16 protein-coding genes are annotated in these 17,512 nt (G+C 71.4%); 10 read left to right on the top strand and 6 right to left on the bottom strand.

Going from position 1 to position 17,512, the window contains the following annotated elements:
- Positions 1-131 precede the first annotated feature (131 nt).
- From pheS to ACFWXC_RS18265, 5 genes are all read left to right on the top strand, one after another.
- Positions 132-1,253, top strand: a complete 1,122-nt coding sequence (gene pheS, locus ACFWXC_RS18285; RefSeq protein WP_384479810.1) for a phenylalanine--tRNA ligase subunit alpha — start codon at positions 132-134, stop codon at positions 1,251-1,253.
- Positions 1,253-3,766 carry a phenylalanine--tRNA ligase subunit beta gene (gene pheT / locus ACFWXC_RS18280; protein ID WP_384479808.1) on the top strand — a complete coding sequence of 838 codons (2,514 nt, stop codon included), beginning with the start codon at positions 1,253-1,255 and terminating at the stop codon, positions 3,764-3,766. Before pheS ends, pheT begins: the two co-directional genes overlap by 1 nt.
- A gap of 291 nt (positions 3,767-4,057) precedes the next feature.
- Positions 4,058-5,176 (top strand): PP2C family protein-serine/threonine phosphatase, encoded by a 1,119-nt coding sequence (locus tag ACFWXC_RS18275; protein WP_384479806.1) that lies wholly within the window; start codon positions 4,058-4,060, stop codon positions 5,174-5,176.
- 206 nt (positions 5,177-5,382) lie between these two features.
- On the top strand, positions 5,383-6,723 hold the full coding sequence (locus ACFWXC_RS18270) for a transcriptional regulator (RefSeq protein ID WP_384479804.1): 1,341 nt from the start codon (positions 5,383-5,385) through the stop codon (positions 6,721-6,723).
- Positions 6,724-6,811: 88 nt separating this feature from the next.
- Positions 6,812-7,348, top strand: coding sequence for an NUDIX hydrolase (locus ACFWXC_RS18265; RefSeq protein WP_351735842.1), 537 nt, complete (start codon positions 6,812-6,814; stop codon positions 7,346-7,348).
- Here ACFWXC_RS18265 and ACFWXC_RS18260 read toward each other — a convergent pair.
- The gene (locus ACFWXC_RS18260) at positions 7,345-7,602 is read right to left on the bottom strand and encodes a hypothetical protein (protein WP_360490172.1); all 258 of its coding nucleotides are present in this window, start codon (positions 7,600-7,602) and stop codon (positions 7,345-7,347) included. The genes ACFWXC_RS18265 and ACFWXC_RS18260 overlap by 4 nt on opposite strands.
- Positions 7,603-7,811: 209 nt before the next feature.
- On the bottom strand, positions 7,812-8,672 hold the full coding sequence (locus tag ACFWXC_RS18255; RefSeq protein WP_384479801.1) for a 3-hydroxybutyryl-CoA dehydrogenase: 861 nt from the start codon (positions 8,670-8,672) through the stop codon (positions 7,812-7,814).
- Between the two features lie 171 nt (positions 8,673-8,843).
- On the opposite strand from ACFWXC_RS18255, the gene ACFWXC_RS18250 reads away from it, so the two are divergent.
- The gene (locus ACFWXC_RS18250) at positions 8,844-10,085 is read left to right on the top strand and encodes a glycoside hydrolase family 10 protein (RefSeq protein WP_384479799.1); all 1,242 of its coding nucleotides are present in this window, start codon (positions 8,844-8,846) and stop codon (positions 10,083-10,085) included.
- Positions 10,086-10,117: 32 nt separating this feature from the next.
- Here the strand turns inward: ACFWXC_RS18250 and ACFWXC_RS18245 are convergent, their stop codons facing one another.
- Together ACFWXC_RS18245 and ACFWXC_RS18240 are read right to left on the bottom strand one after the other, a co-directional pair.
- Positions 10,118-10,321, bottom strand: a complete 204-nt coding sequence (locus ACFWXC_RS18245) for a DUF1918 domain-containing protein (protein WP_384479797.1) — start codon at positions 10,319-10,321, stop codon at positions 10,118-10,120.
- A 13-nt stretch (positions 10,322-10,334) separates the two neighbouring features.
- Positions 10,335-11,261, bottom strand: coding sequence for a DMT family transporter (locus ACFWXC_RS18240; protein ID WP_384479795.1), 927 nt, complete (start codon positions 11,259-11,261; stop codon positions 10,335-10,337).
- Between ACFWXC_RS18240 and ACFWXC_RS18235 the strand changes: the two genes are divergently transcribed.
- From ACFWXC_RS18235 to ACFWXC_RS18225, 3 genes are all read left to right on the top strand, one after another.
- Complete coding sequence (locus tag ACFWXC_RS18235; protein WP_384479793.1) at positions 11,260-12,705, top strand: PLP-dependent aminotransferase family protein; 1,446 nt, start codon at positions 11,260-11,262, stop codon at positions 12,703-12,705. The two genes, ACFWXC_RS18240 and ACFWXC_RS18235, sit on opposite strands and share 2 nt — an antisense overlap.
- 53 nt (positions 12,706-12,758) lie before the next feature.
- Positions 12,759-13,205: a GNAT family N-acetyltransferase gene (locus ACFWXC_RS18230; RefSeq protein ID WP_384479791.1), complete on the top strand. Its 447-nt coding sequence runs from the start codon at positions 12,759-12,761 to the stop codon at positions 13,203-13,205.
- 116 nt (positions 13,206-13,321) lie between these two features.
- A complete protein-coding gene (locus tag ACFWXC_RS18225; protein WP_384479789.1) occupies positions 13,322-13,915 on the top strand; it encodes a histidine phosphatase family protein in 594 nt (197 codons plus the stop codon).
- 124 nt (positions 13,916-14,039) lie between these two features.
- Here the strand turns inward: ACFWXC_RS18225 and ACFWXC_RS18220 are convergent, their stop codons facing one another.
- The gene (locus ACFWXC_RS18220) at positions 14,040-14,483 is read right to left on the bottom strand and encodes a DUF6314 family protein (protein WP_384480026.1); all 444 of its coding nucleotides are present in this window, start codon (positions 14,481-14,483) and stop codon (positions 14,040-14,042) included.
- Between the two features lie 26 nt (positions 14,484-14,509).
- Entirely contained in the window at positions 14,510-14,746 is a 237-nt protein-coding gene (locus tag ACFWXC_RS18215) for a hypothetical protein (protein ID WP_384479788.1), read from the bottom strand.
- Positions 14,747-14,933: 187 nt separating this feature from the next.
- Here ACFWXC_RS18215 and ACFWXC_RS18210 point away from each other — a divergent pair, with 187 nt between their 5' ends.
- The gene (locus tag ACFWXC_RS18210; protein ID WP_384479786.1) at positions 14,934-17,420 is read left to right on the top strand and encodes an alpha-L-arabinofuranosidase C-terminal domain-containing protein; all 2,487 of its coding nucleotides are present in this window, start codon (positions 14,934-14,936) and stop codon (positions 17,418-17,420) included.
- The last annotated feature ends 92 nt before the right edge of the window (positions 17,421-17,512 follow it).

Raw genomic sequence — 17,512 nt, 5'->3', positions numbered from 1 at the left:
GCCTGAGCCGCCCGCGGGCGCTTCGCATTCCTCCACCCCGTTAGACTCGGCCTTTGGCACCTTTGTGTCCTTCACACGGCCCACCAACGGTCTCGGGGACCACCGCCAGCCAATCGGAAGTACGGGAAGAGATGTCGGCACCCAATAAGTCGTACGACCCTGTCGAGGTCGAGGCGTTGAAACCGGAAGAGATCGAGCGCATGCGGGACGAGGCGCTCGCCGCCTTCGCCGCCGCGGACTCCCTCGACGCGCTCCAGGAGGCCAAGGTCGCCCACACCGGGGGCACCTCCCCGCTGGCGCTCGCCAACCGCGAGATCGGCGCCCTGCCCCCGCACGCCAAGGCCGCCGCCGGAAAGCTGGTCGGCCAGGCCCGCGGCGCCGTGAACAAGGCCCTCGCCGGCCGCCAGGAGGAACTGGAGGCCGAGCGTGACGCCCGGGTGCTGGTCGAGGAGGCGGTGGACGTCACGCTGCCCTACGACCGCGTCCCGGCCGGTGCCCGGCACCCGCTGACCACGTTCTCGGAGCGTATCGAGGACATCTTCGTGGCCATGGGCTACGAGGTCGCCGAGGGCCCGCAGGTCGAGGCCGAGTGGTTCAACTTCGACGCCCTCAACATCGGCCCGGACCACCCGGCGCGCGGCGAGGCGGACACCTTCTTCGTGCAGGGCCCCAACGGCGGCACCGAGTCCGGTGCCGTACTGCGCACCCACACCTCGCCGGTCCAGATCCGCTCGCTGCTCGACCGCGAGCCGCCGGTCTACGTGATCTGTCCGGGCCGCGTCTACCGCACCGACGAGCTGGACGCCACCCACACCCCGGTCTTCCACCAGGTGGAGCTGCTCGCCGTCGACGAGGGCCTGACCATGTCCGACCTCAAGGGCACCCTGGACCACATGGTCCAGTCGCTGTTCGGCGAGGGCATGGAGACCCGGCTGCGGCCGAACTTCTTCCCCTTCACCGAGCCCAGCGCCGAGATGGACATGCTGTGCTACGTCTGCAAGGGCGAGTCCGTCGGCAACCCCGACCGCCCCTGCCGTACCTGCTCCTCCGAGGGCTGGATCGAGCTGGGCGGCTGCGGCATGGTCAACCCGCGGGTGCTCATCGCCTGCGGCGTCGACCCGGAGAAGTACAGCGGCTTCGCCTTCGGGTTCGGCATCGAGCGGATGCTGATGTTCCGCCACAACGTCGAGGACATGCGAGACATGGTCGAGGGTGACGTCCGGTTCACCCGGCCGTTCGGGATGGAGATCTGATGCGGGTCCCGCTTTCCTGGCTGCGGGAGTACGTCGACCTGCCGGCCACCGAGACCGGCCGCGATGTGCAGGCCCAGCTGATTTCGGCCGGTCTGGAGGTCGAGACCGTCGAGCAGCTCGGCGACGGCCTCAAGGGCCCGCTGGTCGTCGGCCGGGTGCTGACGATCGAGGAGCTGGAGGGCTTCAAGAAGCCGATCCGCTTCTGCACGGTCGACGTCGGCACCGCCAACGGCACCGGGGAGCCGCAGGAGATCGTCTGCGGCGCCCGTAACTTCGCCGTCGGCGACAAGGTCGTCGTCGTGCTGCCGGGCGCGGTCCTGCCCGGCGGGTTCGCGATCGCCGCCCGCGAGACGTACGGCAAGACCTCCCACGGCATGATCTGCTCCAGCGACGAGCTGGGCATGGGCTCCGACGGCACCCACGGCATCATCGTGCTGCCGCCGGAGACCGAGGTCGGCAAGGACGCCATCGAGCTCCTCGAACTGGTCGACGAGGTCCTGGACATCGCCGTCACCGCCAACCGCGGCGACTGCCTGTCCATCCGCGGCGTGGCCCGCGAGACCGCCATCGCCTACGGCCTGCCGCTGCGCGACCCCGCGCTCCTGGACGTGCCCGGACCGAACGCCTTCGGCTACCCGGTCCAGGTCTCCGACCCGCTCGGCTGCGACCGCTTCACCGCGCGCACCGTCACCGGGCTGAGCCCCGAGGCCCGCTCCCCGATCTGGCTCCAGCGTCGGCTCCAGAAGGTCGGCATGCGCCCGATCTCGCTCGCCGTCGACGTCACCAACTACGTGATGATGGAGCTCGGCCAGCCGCTGCACGCCTACGACCGCAACCTGGTCCAGGGCACCATCGGCGTCCGCCGCGCGGCCGAGGGCGAGAAGATCGTCACCCTCGACGGCGTCGAGCGGAAGCTGCACGCCGAGGACCTGGTGATCACCGACGACCGCGGCCCGATCGGCCTCGCGGGCGTCATGGGCGGCGCCAACACCGAGATCGCCGACCACGAGGACACCGAGAACGCCACCTCCGACGTGGTCATCGAGGCGGCCCACTTCGACGCCGTCGCGATCGCCCGCACGGCCCGCCGTCACAAGCTGTCCTCCGAGGCCTCCCGCCGCTTCGAGCGCGGGGTCGACCCGCAGGCCGCGGCCGCAGCCGCGCAGCGCACGGTCGACCTGCTGGTGCTGCTCGCCGGCGGCACCGCCGAGGCCGGCGTCACCGAGGCCATCGCGCCGTCCGCGCCGCACACCATCACGGTCGCGGCGGACCACCCCGACAAGGTCGCGGGTGTCGAGTACGGCCGGGAGATCGTCGTCCGCCGCCTCCAGGAGGTCGGCTGCGACGTCTACGGGCAGGACGAACTGCTCGTCACCGTGCCGTCCTGGCGGCCCGACCTGCTCGAACAGAACGACCTGGCCGAAGAGGTCATCCGTCTGGAGGGCTACGAGAACCTGCCCTCCACGCTGCCCAAGCCGCCGTCCGGCCGGGGTCTGACCTACCGTCAGCGGCTGCACCGCCGGGTGGGCCGCGCGCTGGCCGGCGCCGGTTACGTCGAGGCGCCGAACTACCCGTTCGTCAGCGAGCAGGTCTTCGACCAGCTGGGCCTGGCCGCCGACGACCCGGCCCGCCGTGCCGTCCGGCTGACCAACCCGCTCAACGACGAGGAGCCCGCGCTGCGCACCTCGCTGCTGCCGGGTCTGCTCGGGGCACTGCGCCGCAACGACGGGCGGGGCGCCCACGACCTGGCGCTGTTCGAGACCGGCCTGGTCTTCCTGCCGCGCGAGGAGCAGCGCGTCGCCGGTCATCCGCCGGTCGACCGCCGCCCGACCGACGAGGAACTCGCCGCGCTGAACGCCGTGCTGCCCGAGCAGCCCCGGCACGTGGCCGCCGTCCTCGCGGGCGCCCGCGAGCAGGCCGGCTGGTGGGGCAAGGGCCGTCCGGCCGACTGGGCCGACGCGGTCGAGGCGGGGCGCGCGGTCGCCCGTGAGGCCGGCGCCGAGCTGATCGTGCGGTCCGGCCAGTACGGGCCGTGGCACCCCGGCCGGTGCGCCGAGCTGGTGGTCGTCGCCGACGGCACCGAGCGGGTCGTGGGCCACGCCGGTGAGCTGCACCCGCGGGTGCTCAAGGCGCTGGGCCTGCCCGCGCGCACCTGTGCGATGGAGCTGAACCTGGACGCGCTGGAGCAGGCCGGCGACGGCACGCCGCAGGCGCCGAGCATCTCGGCGTTCCCGGTGGCCACGCAGGATGTCGCCCTCGTGGTGGACAAGCCGGTACCGGCCGCCGAGGTCGAGGCCGCACTGCGCGACGGCGCGGGTGAACTGCTCGAAGGCATCCGGCTGTTCGACGTGTATGTCAACGACGAGCAGCTCGGCGACGGGAAGAAGTCGCTGGCGTACGCGCTGCGGTTCCGGGCGGGTGACCGGACGCTGACCGTGGACGAGGCGTCGGCCGCGCGGGATGCGGCCATCGCCCTTGCCGGTGAGCGTACGGGAGCGGTGCTGCGAGGCTAGCCGCCGTAGGGGGACTGTCGTCGGTCGGCTGCGGGTTGTGTGTGGCTGGTCGCGCAGTTCCTCCCCCAGCCTTCGGCCGGGGGTACCCCCAGTGCCCCTTGAGGGGCGCGTCCATCAGGGCGTTGGCGGGTGCTGCCACCTGCATAAATGCGGGTGTCCTGTTATTGGTCACTCATTTGGGTGAGATCCAACCCGGACATGGCCCTTTCGGGGCATGCCGTCGACAGAATCGGACCGGCCTTTCGGGGTCGGTCCGTCTGTTCTGTCAGGGCCTACTTGGGGGCCATCGGCATGATCCGCATCAAGGCTGGGGTTCCCCACAGAAGGCGGCCCCGGACCAGCTCTCGGCGCTCGCGCTGTGCGCTCACCCTGGGGTTGCCCACGGTGTGGGGGGCCGTCGCGGTCTCGTACAAGTTCGGATGCCCGCTGGCCGAGCAGAACGGGCTCGGCGCGCGCATCGTCACCAGTGCCGTGTTCTTCGCGGTCGGCACCGGGCTGATAATCCATGTCCGGCGGGCCCTGCTCAGGGAGCTACGGCAGGCCCGCAAGGTCGCCGGCGCCGCGCAGAGCGTGCTGCTGCGGCCTCTGCCGCCCCGGCTCGCCGGGCTGAACATCGCCGCCGCCCAGCTCTCCGCCGACCGGGGCGCCTCCATCGGAGGCGACCTCTACGAGGCCGTCGCCACCGAGCACGGCGTACGGGTCGTGATGGGCGACGTACGCGGCCACGGACTCGCCGCCATCGGCACCGTCGCCGCCGTCCTCGGCAGCTTCCGCGAGGCCGCCCACGACGAGCCCGAACTGGGCCGCGTCCTCGGCCGGCTGGACCGCGCCCTGGCCAGACACCTACGAGAACGAGCCAGGGCGGAACACCCCGCCAGCGGCCTGGACCCGGACAACCCGGTCGCCGAGGAGTTCGTCACCGTACTGCTCCTGGAGATCGCGGGAGACGGCGAGCTCCGGGCGATCAACTGCGGCCACCCATGGCCGTACCTGCTGAGCGGTGCGCGAGTAGAGCCCCTGTCACGGGCCGATCCGCTACCGCCCCTCGGGCCTTTCCCGCTGCCGACGGACCTGGCCGCCACTGACTGCGGCCAGTTGCTCGACGGCGAGTCGCTCGTCCTCTACACGGACGGGGCGGAGGACGCGAGAAGCCCGCAGGGCCACTTCTTCTCCCTGCCGGAAGCGCTCACTAAAGCGGGGCGAGACCGCCTGGTCTCGCCCCAGACCATCCTCCGCGCGGTCTTCACCGCCCTGCTCCGTCACACCAACGGCCGCCCGACCGACGACATCGCGCTCCTGGTCCTTCGCAACGAGCGTCAGCACCGGCTTACCTCGGGGGCGCGGGGAACTGCGCGATCAGCCACATACGACCCGCAGCCGACGAACTACCTACAACGGCCCCTTCTTTAGTCGTTCCGCCGAGCCGACGGCCAGGCCACCGCACTGTACGAGGGGGGAGCCGGCGGCCCGGCCGGCCTCTTGCGAGGCAGTTCAGTCAACCGGTCCGACACGCTCCGCAACAGTGCGCGTACGCTGCGGATTCGCGCACTCCGTTCACACCCCGTGTGAACACCCACGCACTACGCTGACGACACCAGGCCACTCGGGGGGCATCCATGCAGCCCAACTCTCTGCTCGACGCGATCCTGGACGAGGCGGGGATCTCGCACGCCGGTCTCGCCGCCCACGTCAACCAGGCGGGCCGCGCCCGTGCACTCTCGCTCCGCTACGAACACACCGCCGTGGCCCGCTGGTTGAAGGGCCAGCGGCCGCGCGGCCAGGTGCCCGACCTGATCTGCGAGGTACTCGCCGCCCGGCTGCACCGCACGGTCACCCTCGACGACATCGGCCTCGGTGTGCCCGGCGAGCCCAGCGTCCCGCACACCACCTCGCTCTCCGGGTTCGTCGAACGGGCCACCGCCCTGTGGCGGTCCGACGAACAGCAGCGCCCGCACATACTCGGCGCCCCCGCCGTCACCGGCACGCCTGCCGTGATGCCGGTGTGGGAGTGGGAGAACCCCCCTGAGGACGTGGACGTCTCGCGCGGCGGCCGGCACCGGGTCACCCCGGCCGACCTGGAGATGCTGCGGGCCGCCCGCGCCCACTACGAGCAGATGTACCGCAAGGCCGGCGGCATGGCGACCCGCACCCGGGTCGTCGGCTTCCTCAACGCCGAGGCGGCACCGCTGCTGCGCGGCAGCTACACGGACGCCACGGGGCGTCAACTGCACCGGGCGACCGGCGGGTTGGTCGCCATCGTGGGGATCTGCGCCTACGACTCCGACGCCCACGGCCTCGCGCAGCGTTACTTCCACCAGGCCCTTCGCCTGGCGAAGGCGAGCGGCGACCGGGGGCTCGGCGCCTACGTCATCGCACTCCTTGTCAACCAGGCCCTGTTCATGCGGGAGTTCCGGCAGGCCGTCGCGTTCGCGGAGGCCGCGCTGCGCGCCGCCGGCAAGCACATCACCCCGGCGCTCGCCTCCGACCTCTACGCGATGCAGTCCAAGGCGTACGCCCACCTCGGCGACGGCACGAGCGCGCTGTCCTGCATCCGGCGGGCGGAGGCGGCCGCCGAACGCATCCGGCGGGGCTATGAACCCGACGAGACCGGCTATGTCCAACCCGGCCTGGTCAACGTGCAGGTGGCCGAGGCCCTGCTCAGTCTCGGCGAACTCGCCGCCGCCCGGGAGCATGCCGCGGCCGCCGTCGACAACCCGGCCCACGACCGGGGCCGGGTGCACCGGCTGGCCATGCTCAGCACCATCGAACTGCGCCAGGGAAACGCGGACAACGCGGTGGCCACGGCCGTGCAGATGGCCGAACAGGCCCGCGGAATGGAGTCCCAGCGGCTGCGTGACAGACTCCGCGCGGTGCGCGAGCACCTGGTGCGCAGCGGTTCGGCCGGAACGGCCGAGGCCGCCGAGCTCATCGACAGCGCACTGCGCGTACCGCTGTAGACCACACCCCCGTCGAGCGAGGCGCACGGTAGGCCTGAGGAGTCCCTGCTGCGATATTGCCACTTACTCGGCGGAAGGTGGCAGAACCGTGCAGTGGACGAAACTGAACGAACAAACTGTGTATGAAAACCGCTGGTTCAGCGTCAATCTCGCAGATGTCGAGCTGCCGGACGGCCGGCATCTCGACCACTTCCTGATACGGCTGCGGCCCGTGGCCGTGGCGACGGTGGTCAACGAGGCGGGTGAGGTCCTGCTCCTGTGGCGCCATCGCTTCATCACCGACAGCTGGGGGTGGGAACTCCCGGCCGGGGTGGTCGAGGACGGGGAGGACATCGCCGTCGCGGCCGCCAGGGAACTGGAGGAGGAGACCGGCTGGCGGCCGGGAACCCTGCACCACCTCATGACCGTGGAGCCGTCCAACGGCCTCACCGACGCCCGGCACCACATCTACTGGTCCGACGAGGGCGAGTACGTCGGACACCCCGTGGACGACTTCGAGTCGGACCGCCGGGAGTGGGTCCCCCTCAAGCTCGTCCCGGACATGATCGCCCGTGGGGAGGTCCCGGCCGCCAACATGGCGGCCGCGTTACTCCTGCTGCACCACATGCGCCTTGCCGGCGACTAGTGGGCCAGTGCCTGCCAGACGGTGACGACGAGGGCGCCCAGTGCGGTGAGCGCGGCGATCGAGGGCAGGGGCCAGCGGGCGTTCTCCAGCAGGGCGAGGCGGGTGTTCAGGTCGTCCAGTTCCTTGGCCGTCTCCTTGGTGCGGTGGCTGAGCAGGTTCAGCCCGCCCTCGACCTGGGCGTAGGCCACATCGAGGCGGCGACGTAACTCTGCGAGTTCTCCTTGGACCACGGGATGCTCTGGTTCGGTGGCCACGGGTCCACTCCTTTGCGTAGTCGAAGATGTCGTTCCGCATCCCTTTGCATGCGCATGAAGAGTGAACTCGCCTGGTGAGCGCGTGGGGAGAGTGTGCGAAGGGCATATGCGTGCCCGGGGCGCACACGGTGTGTGAAACACACGGGCCCGGCACCGATGACGGTGCCGGGCCCGTGGAGCATCGCTCCCTGTAGTCAGCGGGGGTGTGCTCAGCCGTAGGTGTAGAAGCCCGAACCGGTCTTCCGGCCCAGCCGGCCCGCCTCGACCATGCGCTGGAGCAGCGGGGGAGCGGCGTACAGCGGCTCCTTGTACTCGGCGTACATGCTGTTGGCGATGGAGACGATGGTGTCCAGGCCGATCAGGTCGGACAGCTTCAGCGGGCCCATCGGGTGGGCGCAGCCCATCTCCATGCCGTTGTCGATGTCCTCGCGGCTCGCGATGCCGGACTCGAACATCCGGATGGAGGAGAGCAGATACGGCACCAGCAGCGCGTTGACCACGAAGCCGGAGCGGTCCTGGGCGCGGATCGCGTGCTTGCCGAGCACCTTCTCGGCGAAGACCTGGGCGCGGCTGATGGTGCCCTCGGAGGTGGTGAGCGCCGGGATCAGCTCGATCAGCTTCTGCACCGGGGCCGGGTTGAAGAAGTGGATGCCGATCACGTGGTCGGGACGGGAGGTCGCGACCGCCAGCTTCACCAGCGGGATCGAGGAGGTGTTGGAGGCCAGGATCGCGTCGGGGCGGGTCACCACCTGGTCGAGCACCTGGAAGATCTCCGTCTTCACCTGCTCGTTCTCGACGACGGCCTCGACCACCAGGTCGCGGTCGGCGAACTCGCCGAGGTCCGTGGTGAAGCTCAGCCGCGCCAGCGTGGCGTCCCGCTCCTCCTCGCTGATCTTGCCGCGCTCGGCGGCCTTGGCCAGGGAGTTGAACAGCCGGGTACGGCCGATCTCCAGGGCTTCGCCGGTGGTCTCGGCGACCTTCACGTCCAGACCGGAGCGGGCGCACACCTCGGCGATGCCCGCTCCCATCTGGCCGCAGCCCACGACTCCGACCTTCTCGATGTCGGTCACATCGTCCCCTTCGCTGATCTACGGGCGGCCGGCAGGACCTCCGGATCCGGTGCCTGCTCCGTTCGTGCACGTTACCCGTAAGTATCGATGATCGATCGTGCGGGTGCGGGCATCCTGTGGCGCGGAGGCGATCCGTGACCGTACGGATCCGGAGAGTTAGAGGGTGTCACGATGGCACAAGTGTCTCGCAGGGCGTTTGCGGTGGCGACGCTGTCGACGCTGGCGCTGGCGGCACCGGGGGTGACGGCATCGGGGGTGGCGGCCGCGGCCCGGCCCCGGCGCGCGGCCACCGAGATGCGGGGCATGTGGCTGGCGACCGTCTCCAACCGCGACTGGCCCTCGCGGACCGGGCTGTCGGCCTCCGCCCAGCGCAAGGAGCTGACCGCCCTCTTCGACAAGGCGGTCGACTACCGGCTCAACACGGTGATGTTCCAGGTGCGGCCCACCGCCGACGCGTTCTGGCCCTCGTCCCACGAGCCCTGGTCCCAGTACCTCACCGGCACCCAGGGCAAGAACCCCGGCTGGGACCCGCTCGCCGCGGCTGTCGAAGAGGCGCACGCCCGGGGCCTGGACCTGCACGCCTGGTTCAACCCCTACCGGATCGCCAACCACACCGACCCGGGCAAGCTGGTCGCCTCGCACCCCGCCCGCAAGCACCCGGACTGGATGGTGCCGTACGGCGGCAAGCTCTACTACAACCCGGGCATCCCGGCCGTGCGCGCCTTCGTGGAGGAGGCGATCCTGGACGCGGTCGCCAAGTACCCCGTGGACGCCGTCCACTTCGACGACTACTTCTACCCGTACCCGGTGGCCGGCCAGACCTTCGACGACGACGACGCCTACGACACCCACGGCGGCGACTTCTCCTCCCGGGCGGCCTGGCGCCGGGACAACATCGACAAACTGGTGACCGAGACCGCCGCCGGGATCAAGAAGCTCCGGCCCGGCACCCGGTTCGGGATCAGCCCGTTCGCGGTGTGGCGCAACGCCACCACCGACTCCCGGGGCTCGGACACCAAGGCGGGCGTGGAGACGTACGACGACCTGTACGCGGACACCCGGAAGTGGGTGCAGAAGAACTGGATCGACTACGTCGTCCCGCAGGTGTACTGGCAGATCGGCAACGCGGCCGCCGACTACGCCAAGGTCGTCGACTGGTGGGCGGGGGTGGCCAAGGGTTCCGCGACCCGGCTCTACATCGGTGAGGCGCTGTACCGGGCCGGGGCCGCCGGCGCGCCCTCGGCCTGGCAGGACCCGGCCGAGCTGTCCCGGCATCTCACCCTGGCCGACCGGTACACGCAGGTCGGCGGGCATGTGTACTTCGCGGCCCAGGACGTGGCCGCCGATCCGGTCGGGGCACTGTCACGGGTGGTCGCCGACCACTACCGGCAGCCGGCGCTCCCGCCTAGCTGACCGGCGCGCGGCCGGCGACCCCGTCGCCGCGCCTATGGTTGGTGGTGGTGGGTCTCCTGGTGCCTGACCTGGCAGTCGGGACCGGGAGACATGATGGCCTCGTGGCCGTCCTCGAAGCGGACCCGGTAGGGCGGAGTGCCCTCGGGGCCCAGGACCTGGACGACTTCCGAGACCTGGTCGTGCTGTCCGACCACCCTGCCGTGCTGGACAAGCTGGTCGCCCTCGGATGCACGCATCTCCAGGGCCTCCTCACGATCGCGATCGTTGGGTGACGGCGATGCACACGAGCACGGCGGCGGCCGTGAGTGGAGCGGCCGCGGTGAGGTGCTCGCCCAGCAGCAGCACCGACCACACCAGTGTGAGCAGCGGCTGCGCCAACTGCAACTGGCTGGCCTTCGGAATGCCGACGGCGGCCATGCCCCGGTACCAGACCACCAGGCCGAGGAACTGCGAGCCCACCGCCACCCACAGCACACCGGCCACGCCGTGCGCGTTCCAGACGACCGGTTCGTACGACAGCGCGACCACCGCGGCCGGCACGGTCAGCGGCAGACAGCACACCAGCGCCCAGCCGATGACCTGCCAGCCCGGCATCATCCGGGCCAGCCGGCCGCCCTCGGTGTAGCCGGCCGCGCACACCACGAGCGCCGCGAAGAGGTAGCCGTCGGCGGTCGTGAGCGCCCCGCCGCTCTGGGCGACGGTGAACGCCAGCACGGCCGCCGCGCCGGCGAGGGCCGCCGCCCAGAAGGTGCGGGAGGGGCGCACGCCCGTGCGCAGGGCCGAGAAGAGGGCGGTGGTCAGCGGGAGCAGGCCCACCACGACGGCCGCGTGCGAGGTGGTGGAGGTCTCCAGGGCGAGCGTGGTCAGCATCGGGAAGCCGAGCACGACTCCGGCCGCGACGACCGCCAGCCCCGCCCAGTGCCGGCGCTCGGGCAGTCGTACCCGGAGGAACAGCAGGCAGCCGCCTGCCAGGGCCGCCGCGAGGACACTGCGCACCGCCACCAGCGCCCAGGGCCCGAAGCCCTCCAGGCCCCAGGCGGTGGCCGGGAAGGTGAGGGAGAAGGCGACGACACCGAGTGCGGCCTGCAGGGTGCCGGCGCGGTGGGAGGCGGGGGCGGCCGGGGGAGTGCCGACCGCTATCGAACTCGGCTCGGTAGCGCTACTCTGTACTCTCATGCATGAGCGTAGCAGTGTCCTCGAACTGGCAGAACAGCTGCGACGGGATCTCGACCGCTACTCCCCGGGAGGAAAGCTCCCGTCCAGCCGGGCGCTCGTCGAGCGGTTCCGGGTGAGCCCGGTGACCGTCTCACGGGCGCTGGCCCAGCTGGTCGCGGAGGGGCTGGTCGTCACCCGGCCAGGCGCCGGCGCCTTCAAGGCCAGGCCGCGTGCCACGGCCGTGCCCACCGGGGACACCTCCTGGCAGGAGGTGGCGCTCAGCGCCGACGGCGCCCTCGACGTCGTACCGCGCACGGTCGACGCGTCCGGGGTCACCGTCTGCCTCGCCGCCCCGCCGCCCGGCGTGCTGGAACTCAGCGGCGGCTACCTCCATGCCTCCCTGGAACCCGAGCGCGCGATGGCGGCGGCCCTGGCGCGGGCCGGCCGCCGGCCCGGCGCCTGGGCCCGGCCGCCCCTCGACGGGCTGCCCGAGCTGCGCGAATGGTTCGCGCGGGACATCGGCGGCGCGGTCACCGCCGCCGAGGTGCTGATCGCGAACGGCGGCCAGTCCGCCCTCGCCACCGCCCTGCGCGCGCTCGCCCCGCCCGGCGCCCCGGTCCTCGTCGAGTCCCCCACCTACCCCGGCATGCTCGCCATCGCCCGGGCCGCGGGACTGCGCCCGGTCCCGGTCCCGGTCGACCCCGACGGGGTGCGGCCCGCCCTCCTCGCCGACGCGTTCCGCGCCACCGGTGCCCGGGTCTTCGTCTGCCAGCCACTCTTCCAGAACCCGACCGGCGCCGTCCTCGCCCCCGACCGCCGCGCCGAGGTGGTGCGCATCGCCCGTGAGGTCGGCGCGTTCGTGATCGAGGACGACTTCGTACGACGGCTGGTCCACACCGACGCGGGCCCGCTGCCCCGCCCGCTCGCCGCCGACGACCCCGACGGAGTCGTGGTCCACGTCGGCTCGCTGACCAAGGCCACCTCGCCGAGCTTCCGGGTGGCCGCGCTCGCCGCCCGCGGCCCGGTCTTCGAACGCCTGCGCGCCATCCAGATCGTCGACACCTTCTTCGTCCCCCGCCCCCTCCAGGAGGCCGCCCTCGAACTCGTCGGTTCCCCGGCCTGGCCCCGCCATCTGCGTGCCCTGTCGGCCGCGTTGAAGACCCGCCGGGACGCCCTCACCGGCGCCCTCGCCCACCACCTCCCCGAACTCGCCCTCCCGCACATCCCCTCCGGCGGCTACCACCTCTGGCTCCGCCTCCCCGACGGCGTCGACGACGGGACCCTGACCGCCGCCGGCCTGCGCGCGGGCGTCGCCGTCACCCCCGGCCGCCCCTACTTCAGCGCCGAACCCCCGGCCGCCCACGTCCGCCTGAGCTTCGCGGCGGTCGCCGGGACGGGGGAGCTCCTGGAGGGCGTACGACGGTTGCGGACGGCCTGCGACGAGGTACTGCGCCCCGGACCCTGACGGACCCTGAAATCCGGTCGACGCCGGCGCCGCCGACCGGCGAGGATCCCCCCATGAGCGACGCACCCAGCCTCCCCGAGGGCTACGAGTTCTCCGCCGAGACCGACCGGGTGGACGTCGAACGCGTCCACCGCTGGCTGTCCACCGACGCCTACTGGGCGACCGGCCGCCCGCTGGAGCAGCAGCGGCGGGCGATGACGGGCTCCCTCAACTTCGGGGTGTACGACACGGTCACCGGGGAGCAGGTGGCGTACGCGCGCGTGGTCACCGACCATGCGCTGTTCGCCTGGCTCGCCGACGTGTACGTCGACCCGTCGGTGCGCGGCAAGGGCGTCGGCACGGCGATGGTCGGGGCGATCCGCGAGCACCTGCGGCCGTACGGAATCCGGCGTGTGCTGCTCGCCACGCACGACGCCCACGGGGTCTACGGGAAGCTCGGATTTGCCCCGCTCGAACACCCGGACCAGTGGATGGCGCTCTACTACGAGGCGCCGAAGTGACATTCCGGTTGACTTGTCGGACTCCTCCTGACCTTTGGGTAACGTTTCCCCCACCTCGCGTAATTCACGTACCAAGAGCCCTTGACCTGCGCACTTAAGCGTCACACCATCGCCGCATGTCACTTCGGGTCACGTTCGTCGCGGCCGCACGCAGCTCACCGCTGCTCGCCGAGCGCTTCGAGGACGCCCGCCCCCTGGACCAGGCGGGCTGGGACGAGGTGCAGCGCGTCGCCGCCGACCTGCTACCGCTCGCGGCGGCCGAGCTGCGCTACTGTTCGCCGACTCCGCGCAGCCGCGCGACCGGCGAGGGTCTGGGGTACGCCCCGCTGGTCCAGCTCGCCCTGCGCGACTGCGACATGGGCCGCTGGCGCGGGCTGACGCTGGGGGAGGCGATGGCCAGGGAGCCGGACCAGGTGGACGCCTGGCTCTCCGACCCGCGCGCCACCCCGCACGGCGGCGAGTCGCTGCTGTCGTTCATCTCCCGGGTCGGCGGCTGGCTCGACACCCGCCCGGTGGACGACGGCGGCAGGATCGTCGCCGTCGCCGAGCCCTCGGTGATCCGCGCCGCACTCGTCTACGCCCTCAAGGCGCCGCCGTCGACCTACTGGAACATCGACGTACGCCCGCTGTCCACGACCACGGTGACGGGCCACGGAGGCCGCTGGAACCTGCGGTTCGACGTGTCGCCGGCGCAGGCCTCACGCATCTGAGCGCTCCGCCGGGAGGGCCGCACCGCGCGGTCGGCCGGGGTTGCGGTCGGCCGGGGTGCGGCGCCGCGTGGCCGGCCGGGCCCATGTGACGGGGTGGGCCGACGTCCGATCCGCTCGTCCGGTCTCAGGCCTCGCGCACGTAGTCGGTGGTCAGGACCAGGTCCTTCGCCGGGCCGCCGACCCGCCACACCGTGCGCCACCGGTCGGTGTCCCGGACGGTGAACTCGCCCCGGTAGAGGTCGGCCGCGCACGGGTGGTCGGCGACATACCGCCCCGAGGTCAGGTCCAGGTCGTGGAAGGGGCGCCCGTCGGCGAACCGCACGTCGGCCGTCCCGGGCCGCGGCCCCGGCAGGAACCTGAGCGTCCGCTCGGCCGGCCGCGCCACCCCCTGCCAGGTGAACGTCCCCGACTCCGCGTGCAGCAGCCCGCCCCCGTCCAGTGCGCGGAACACCGTGGCCCCCTCGAACCACCCTTCGTCACCGCTCGCCAGATCCCGCACGCTCCGCTCGACACGCCACCGCCCGGCCAGATGCGCGAGCACATCCGCCACCGGCCAGAAATCATCCACGGTCATGCCTTCGGTCATCGTTTCGGTCATGGCTTCTTCGGTCGGGGAGAGCCGGTCGGCGCCTTGCGCTCGGCCTGCTGCCGGATCTCGTGGTGCGAGGCGTGGCCGGTCGCCCGGAACGCCTCCTCGTACGCGGCCAGCGCCCCGCTCAGCCCGCCACCCGCCGTGCCCCGCCGCCGGATGTACCCCGCGAGCCAGGTGAAAGCCGTGAGGGTGACGGCCAGTCCGGCGACCAGGATCAGGTACGGCAGCAGGGTCTGCATCCCCCGACCCTACGCCCGCCGTGTCGCCCGTTCCGGAGCCGGCCGACGTCCGCCCCATTGACGCGCTCATGCCCCGTACCTATCTTTCCGTTCGAAGTGCTGACCGCTGTCCGATATTTCGAACCTGAATGAACCTGGTTCCGCCTGGTCGATCCAGGTCAACTCCTTCACGAGCCGCGGAGTATCCATGTCACGCACCAACCGCACCCGGCTGAGACTCGGCCTTGGAGCAAGCGCTTTCCTGCTCGCCGCCGGCCTGGTCCCGGCCCCCGCACACGCCGAGGACGTCACCGACTACGCGATCACCGTCGACCCCGCGGCCCGGGGCGCCGAGATCGACAGGACGATGTACGGCGTCTTCTTCGAGGACATCAACCGCGCCGCCGACGGCGGCCTCTACGCGGAACTGGTCCAGAACCGGTCCTTCGAGTACACGACCGACGACAACAAGTCGTACACCCCGCTCACCGCCTGGACGGTCACCGGCACCGCCCAGGTCGTCGACGACTCCGGCCGCCTCGACGACCGCAACCGCCACTACCTCGCCCTGTCCGCCGGTTCGGCCGTCACCAACTCCGGCTACAACACCGGGATCCGGGTCGAGGACGGCAAGAGGTACGACTTCTCGGTCTGGGCCCGCGCCGAGGGCCGTACGACCCTCACCGTCAGCCTCGCGGACTCCGGCGGCACGCTCGCCACCGCCCGCCGGGTGGCCGTCAGGAAGAACGGCTGGGCCCGGTACAGGGCGACCTTCACCGCCACCCGCACCAGCTCCGCCGGCCGCCTCACCGTGGCCGCCCCGGACGCGGCCGCGGTCGACATGGTCTCCCTCTTCCCGCGCGACACCTACCGGCACGAGCCCAACGGCCTGCGCAAGGACCTCGCCGAGAAGATCGCCGCCCTGCACCCGGGCTTCGTCCGCTTCCCCGGCGGCTGCCTGGTCAACACCGGCTCGATGCAGGACTACAGCGCGGCCTCCGGCTACCAGCGCAAGCGGTCCTACCAGTGGAAGGACACGATCGGCCCGGTCGAGACCCGCGCCACCAACGCCAACTTCTGGGGCTACAACCAGTCGTACGGCCTCGGCTACTACGAGTACTTCCGCTTCGCCGAGGACATCGGCGCCATGCCGCTGCCCGTCGTCCCCGCCCTGGTCACCGGCTGCGGCCAGAACAAGGCCGTCGACGACGAGGCGCTGCTGAAGCGGCACATCCAGGACACCCTCGACCTCATCGAGTTCGCCAACGGGCCGGTGACCAGCGAGTGGGGCCGGAAACGCGCCGAGATGGGCCACCCCAAGCCCTTCCACCTCACCCACATCGAGGTCGGCAACGAGGAGAACCTGCCGACCGATTTCTTCGCCCGCTTCACGCGGTTCCGGGCCGCCGTCCAGGCCGCGTACCCGTACATGCAGGTCATCTCCAACGCCGGCCCGGACGACTCCGGCACCACCTTCGACACGGTCTGGCAGCTCAACAAGGACGCCAAGGTCGACATGGTCGACGAGCACTACTACAACAGCCCGCAGTGGTTCCTGCAGAACAACGACCGCTACGACTCCTACGACCGGAGCGGACCCAAGGTCTTCCTCGGCGAGTACGCATCCGGCGGCAACACCTTCAAGAACGGCCTCGCCGAAGCCGCCTACATGACCGGCCTCGAACGCAACGCGGACGTCGTCAAGCTCGCCTCCTACGCGCCGCTGTTCGCCAACGAGGACTACGTGCAGTGGCGCCCGGACATGGTGTGGTTCAACAACCACGCCTCCTGGGGCTCGGCCGACTACGAGGTCCAGAAGCTCTTCATGAACAACGTCGGCGACCGGGTCGTCCCCTCCACGGCCACCGGCACCCCCTCCCTGCTCGCCCCGATCAGCGGCGCCGTCGGCCTGTCGACCTGGAACACCAGCGCCGCCTACGACGACGTGAAGGTGACGGACGCCGACGGGAACACCCTGCTCAGCGACGACTTCTCCGGTGACGCGGCGCAGTGGACCCACACCGGCACCGGCAGCTGGGCCGTCCAGGACGGGCAGTACGTCGAGACCTCGGACACCGCCGAGAACACCATGGTCTCCGCCGGCGACCCCTCCTGGCACGACTACGACCTGCACGTGAAGGCCACCAAGAAATCCGGCAAGGAGGGCTTCCTCGTCGCCTTCGGGGTCAAGGACACCGGCACCTACTACTGGTGGAACATCGGCGGCTGGAACAACACCCAGACCGCGGTCGAGCAGGCCGTGGGCGGCGGCAAGTCGACGCTGATCGCCAAGCCGGGGTCGGTGCAGACCGGCCGGACCTACGACGTCGGCATCAAGGTGCGGGGGCGGCAGGTCACCCTCTCCCTCGACGGGCAGGAGTGGGGCAGCTTCACCGACGACAGGCCGGCCGAGCCGTTCCGGCAGGTCGTCACCAGGGACAAGAAGACCGGCGACCTGATCGTCAAGGTCGTCAACGCCCAGTCGGCGGCGGCCCGTACGGCCATCGACCTCGGGGGCGCCGAGGTGTCGAGGAAGGCGAAGGTGACCACGCTCGCGGCCGCGCCGGACGCGGTGAACACCGAGACGTCCACCGCGGTCGCCCCGGTCACGTCCACCTTCACCGGAGTCGCCGACCGGTTCACGTACACCTTCCCGGCGAACTCCGTCACCTTCCTGCGGATCAGGCAGAGGTAGCCCCCCGCGTGGGGTGGAGGGCGGCCCGCCCCACCCCGCCCGAGGCGGAAAAAAAAAAGGGGGGACCCGGGGGGGGTGGGGCCGGGTGGGGA

The organism is Streptomyces sp. NPDC058683 (genome assembly GCF_042716195.1).
Classification (GTDB): Bacteria; Actinomycetota; Actinomycetes; order Streptomycetales; family Streptomycetaceae; genus Streptomyces.
This window is presented reverse-complemented; position numbering and strand designations above follow the sequence as displayed.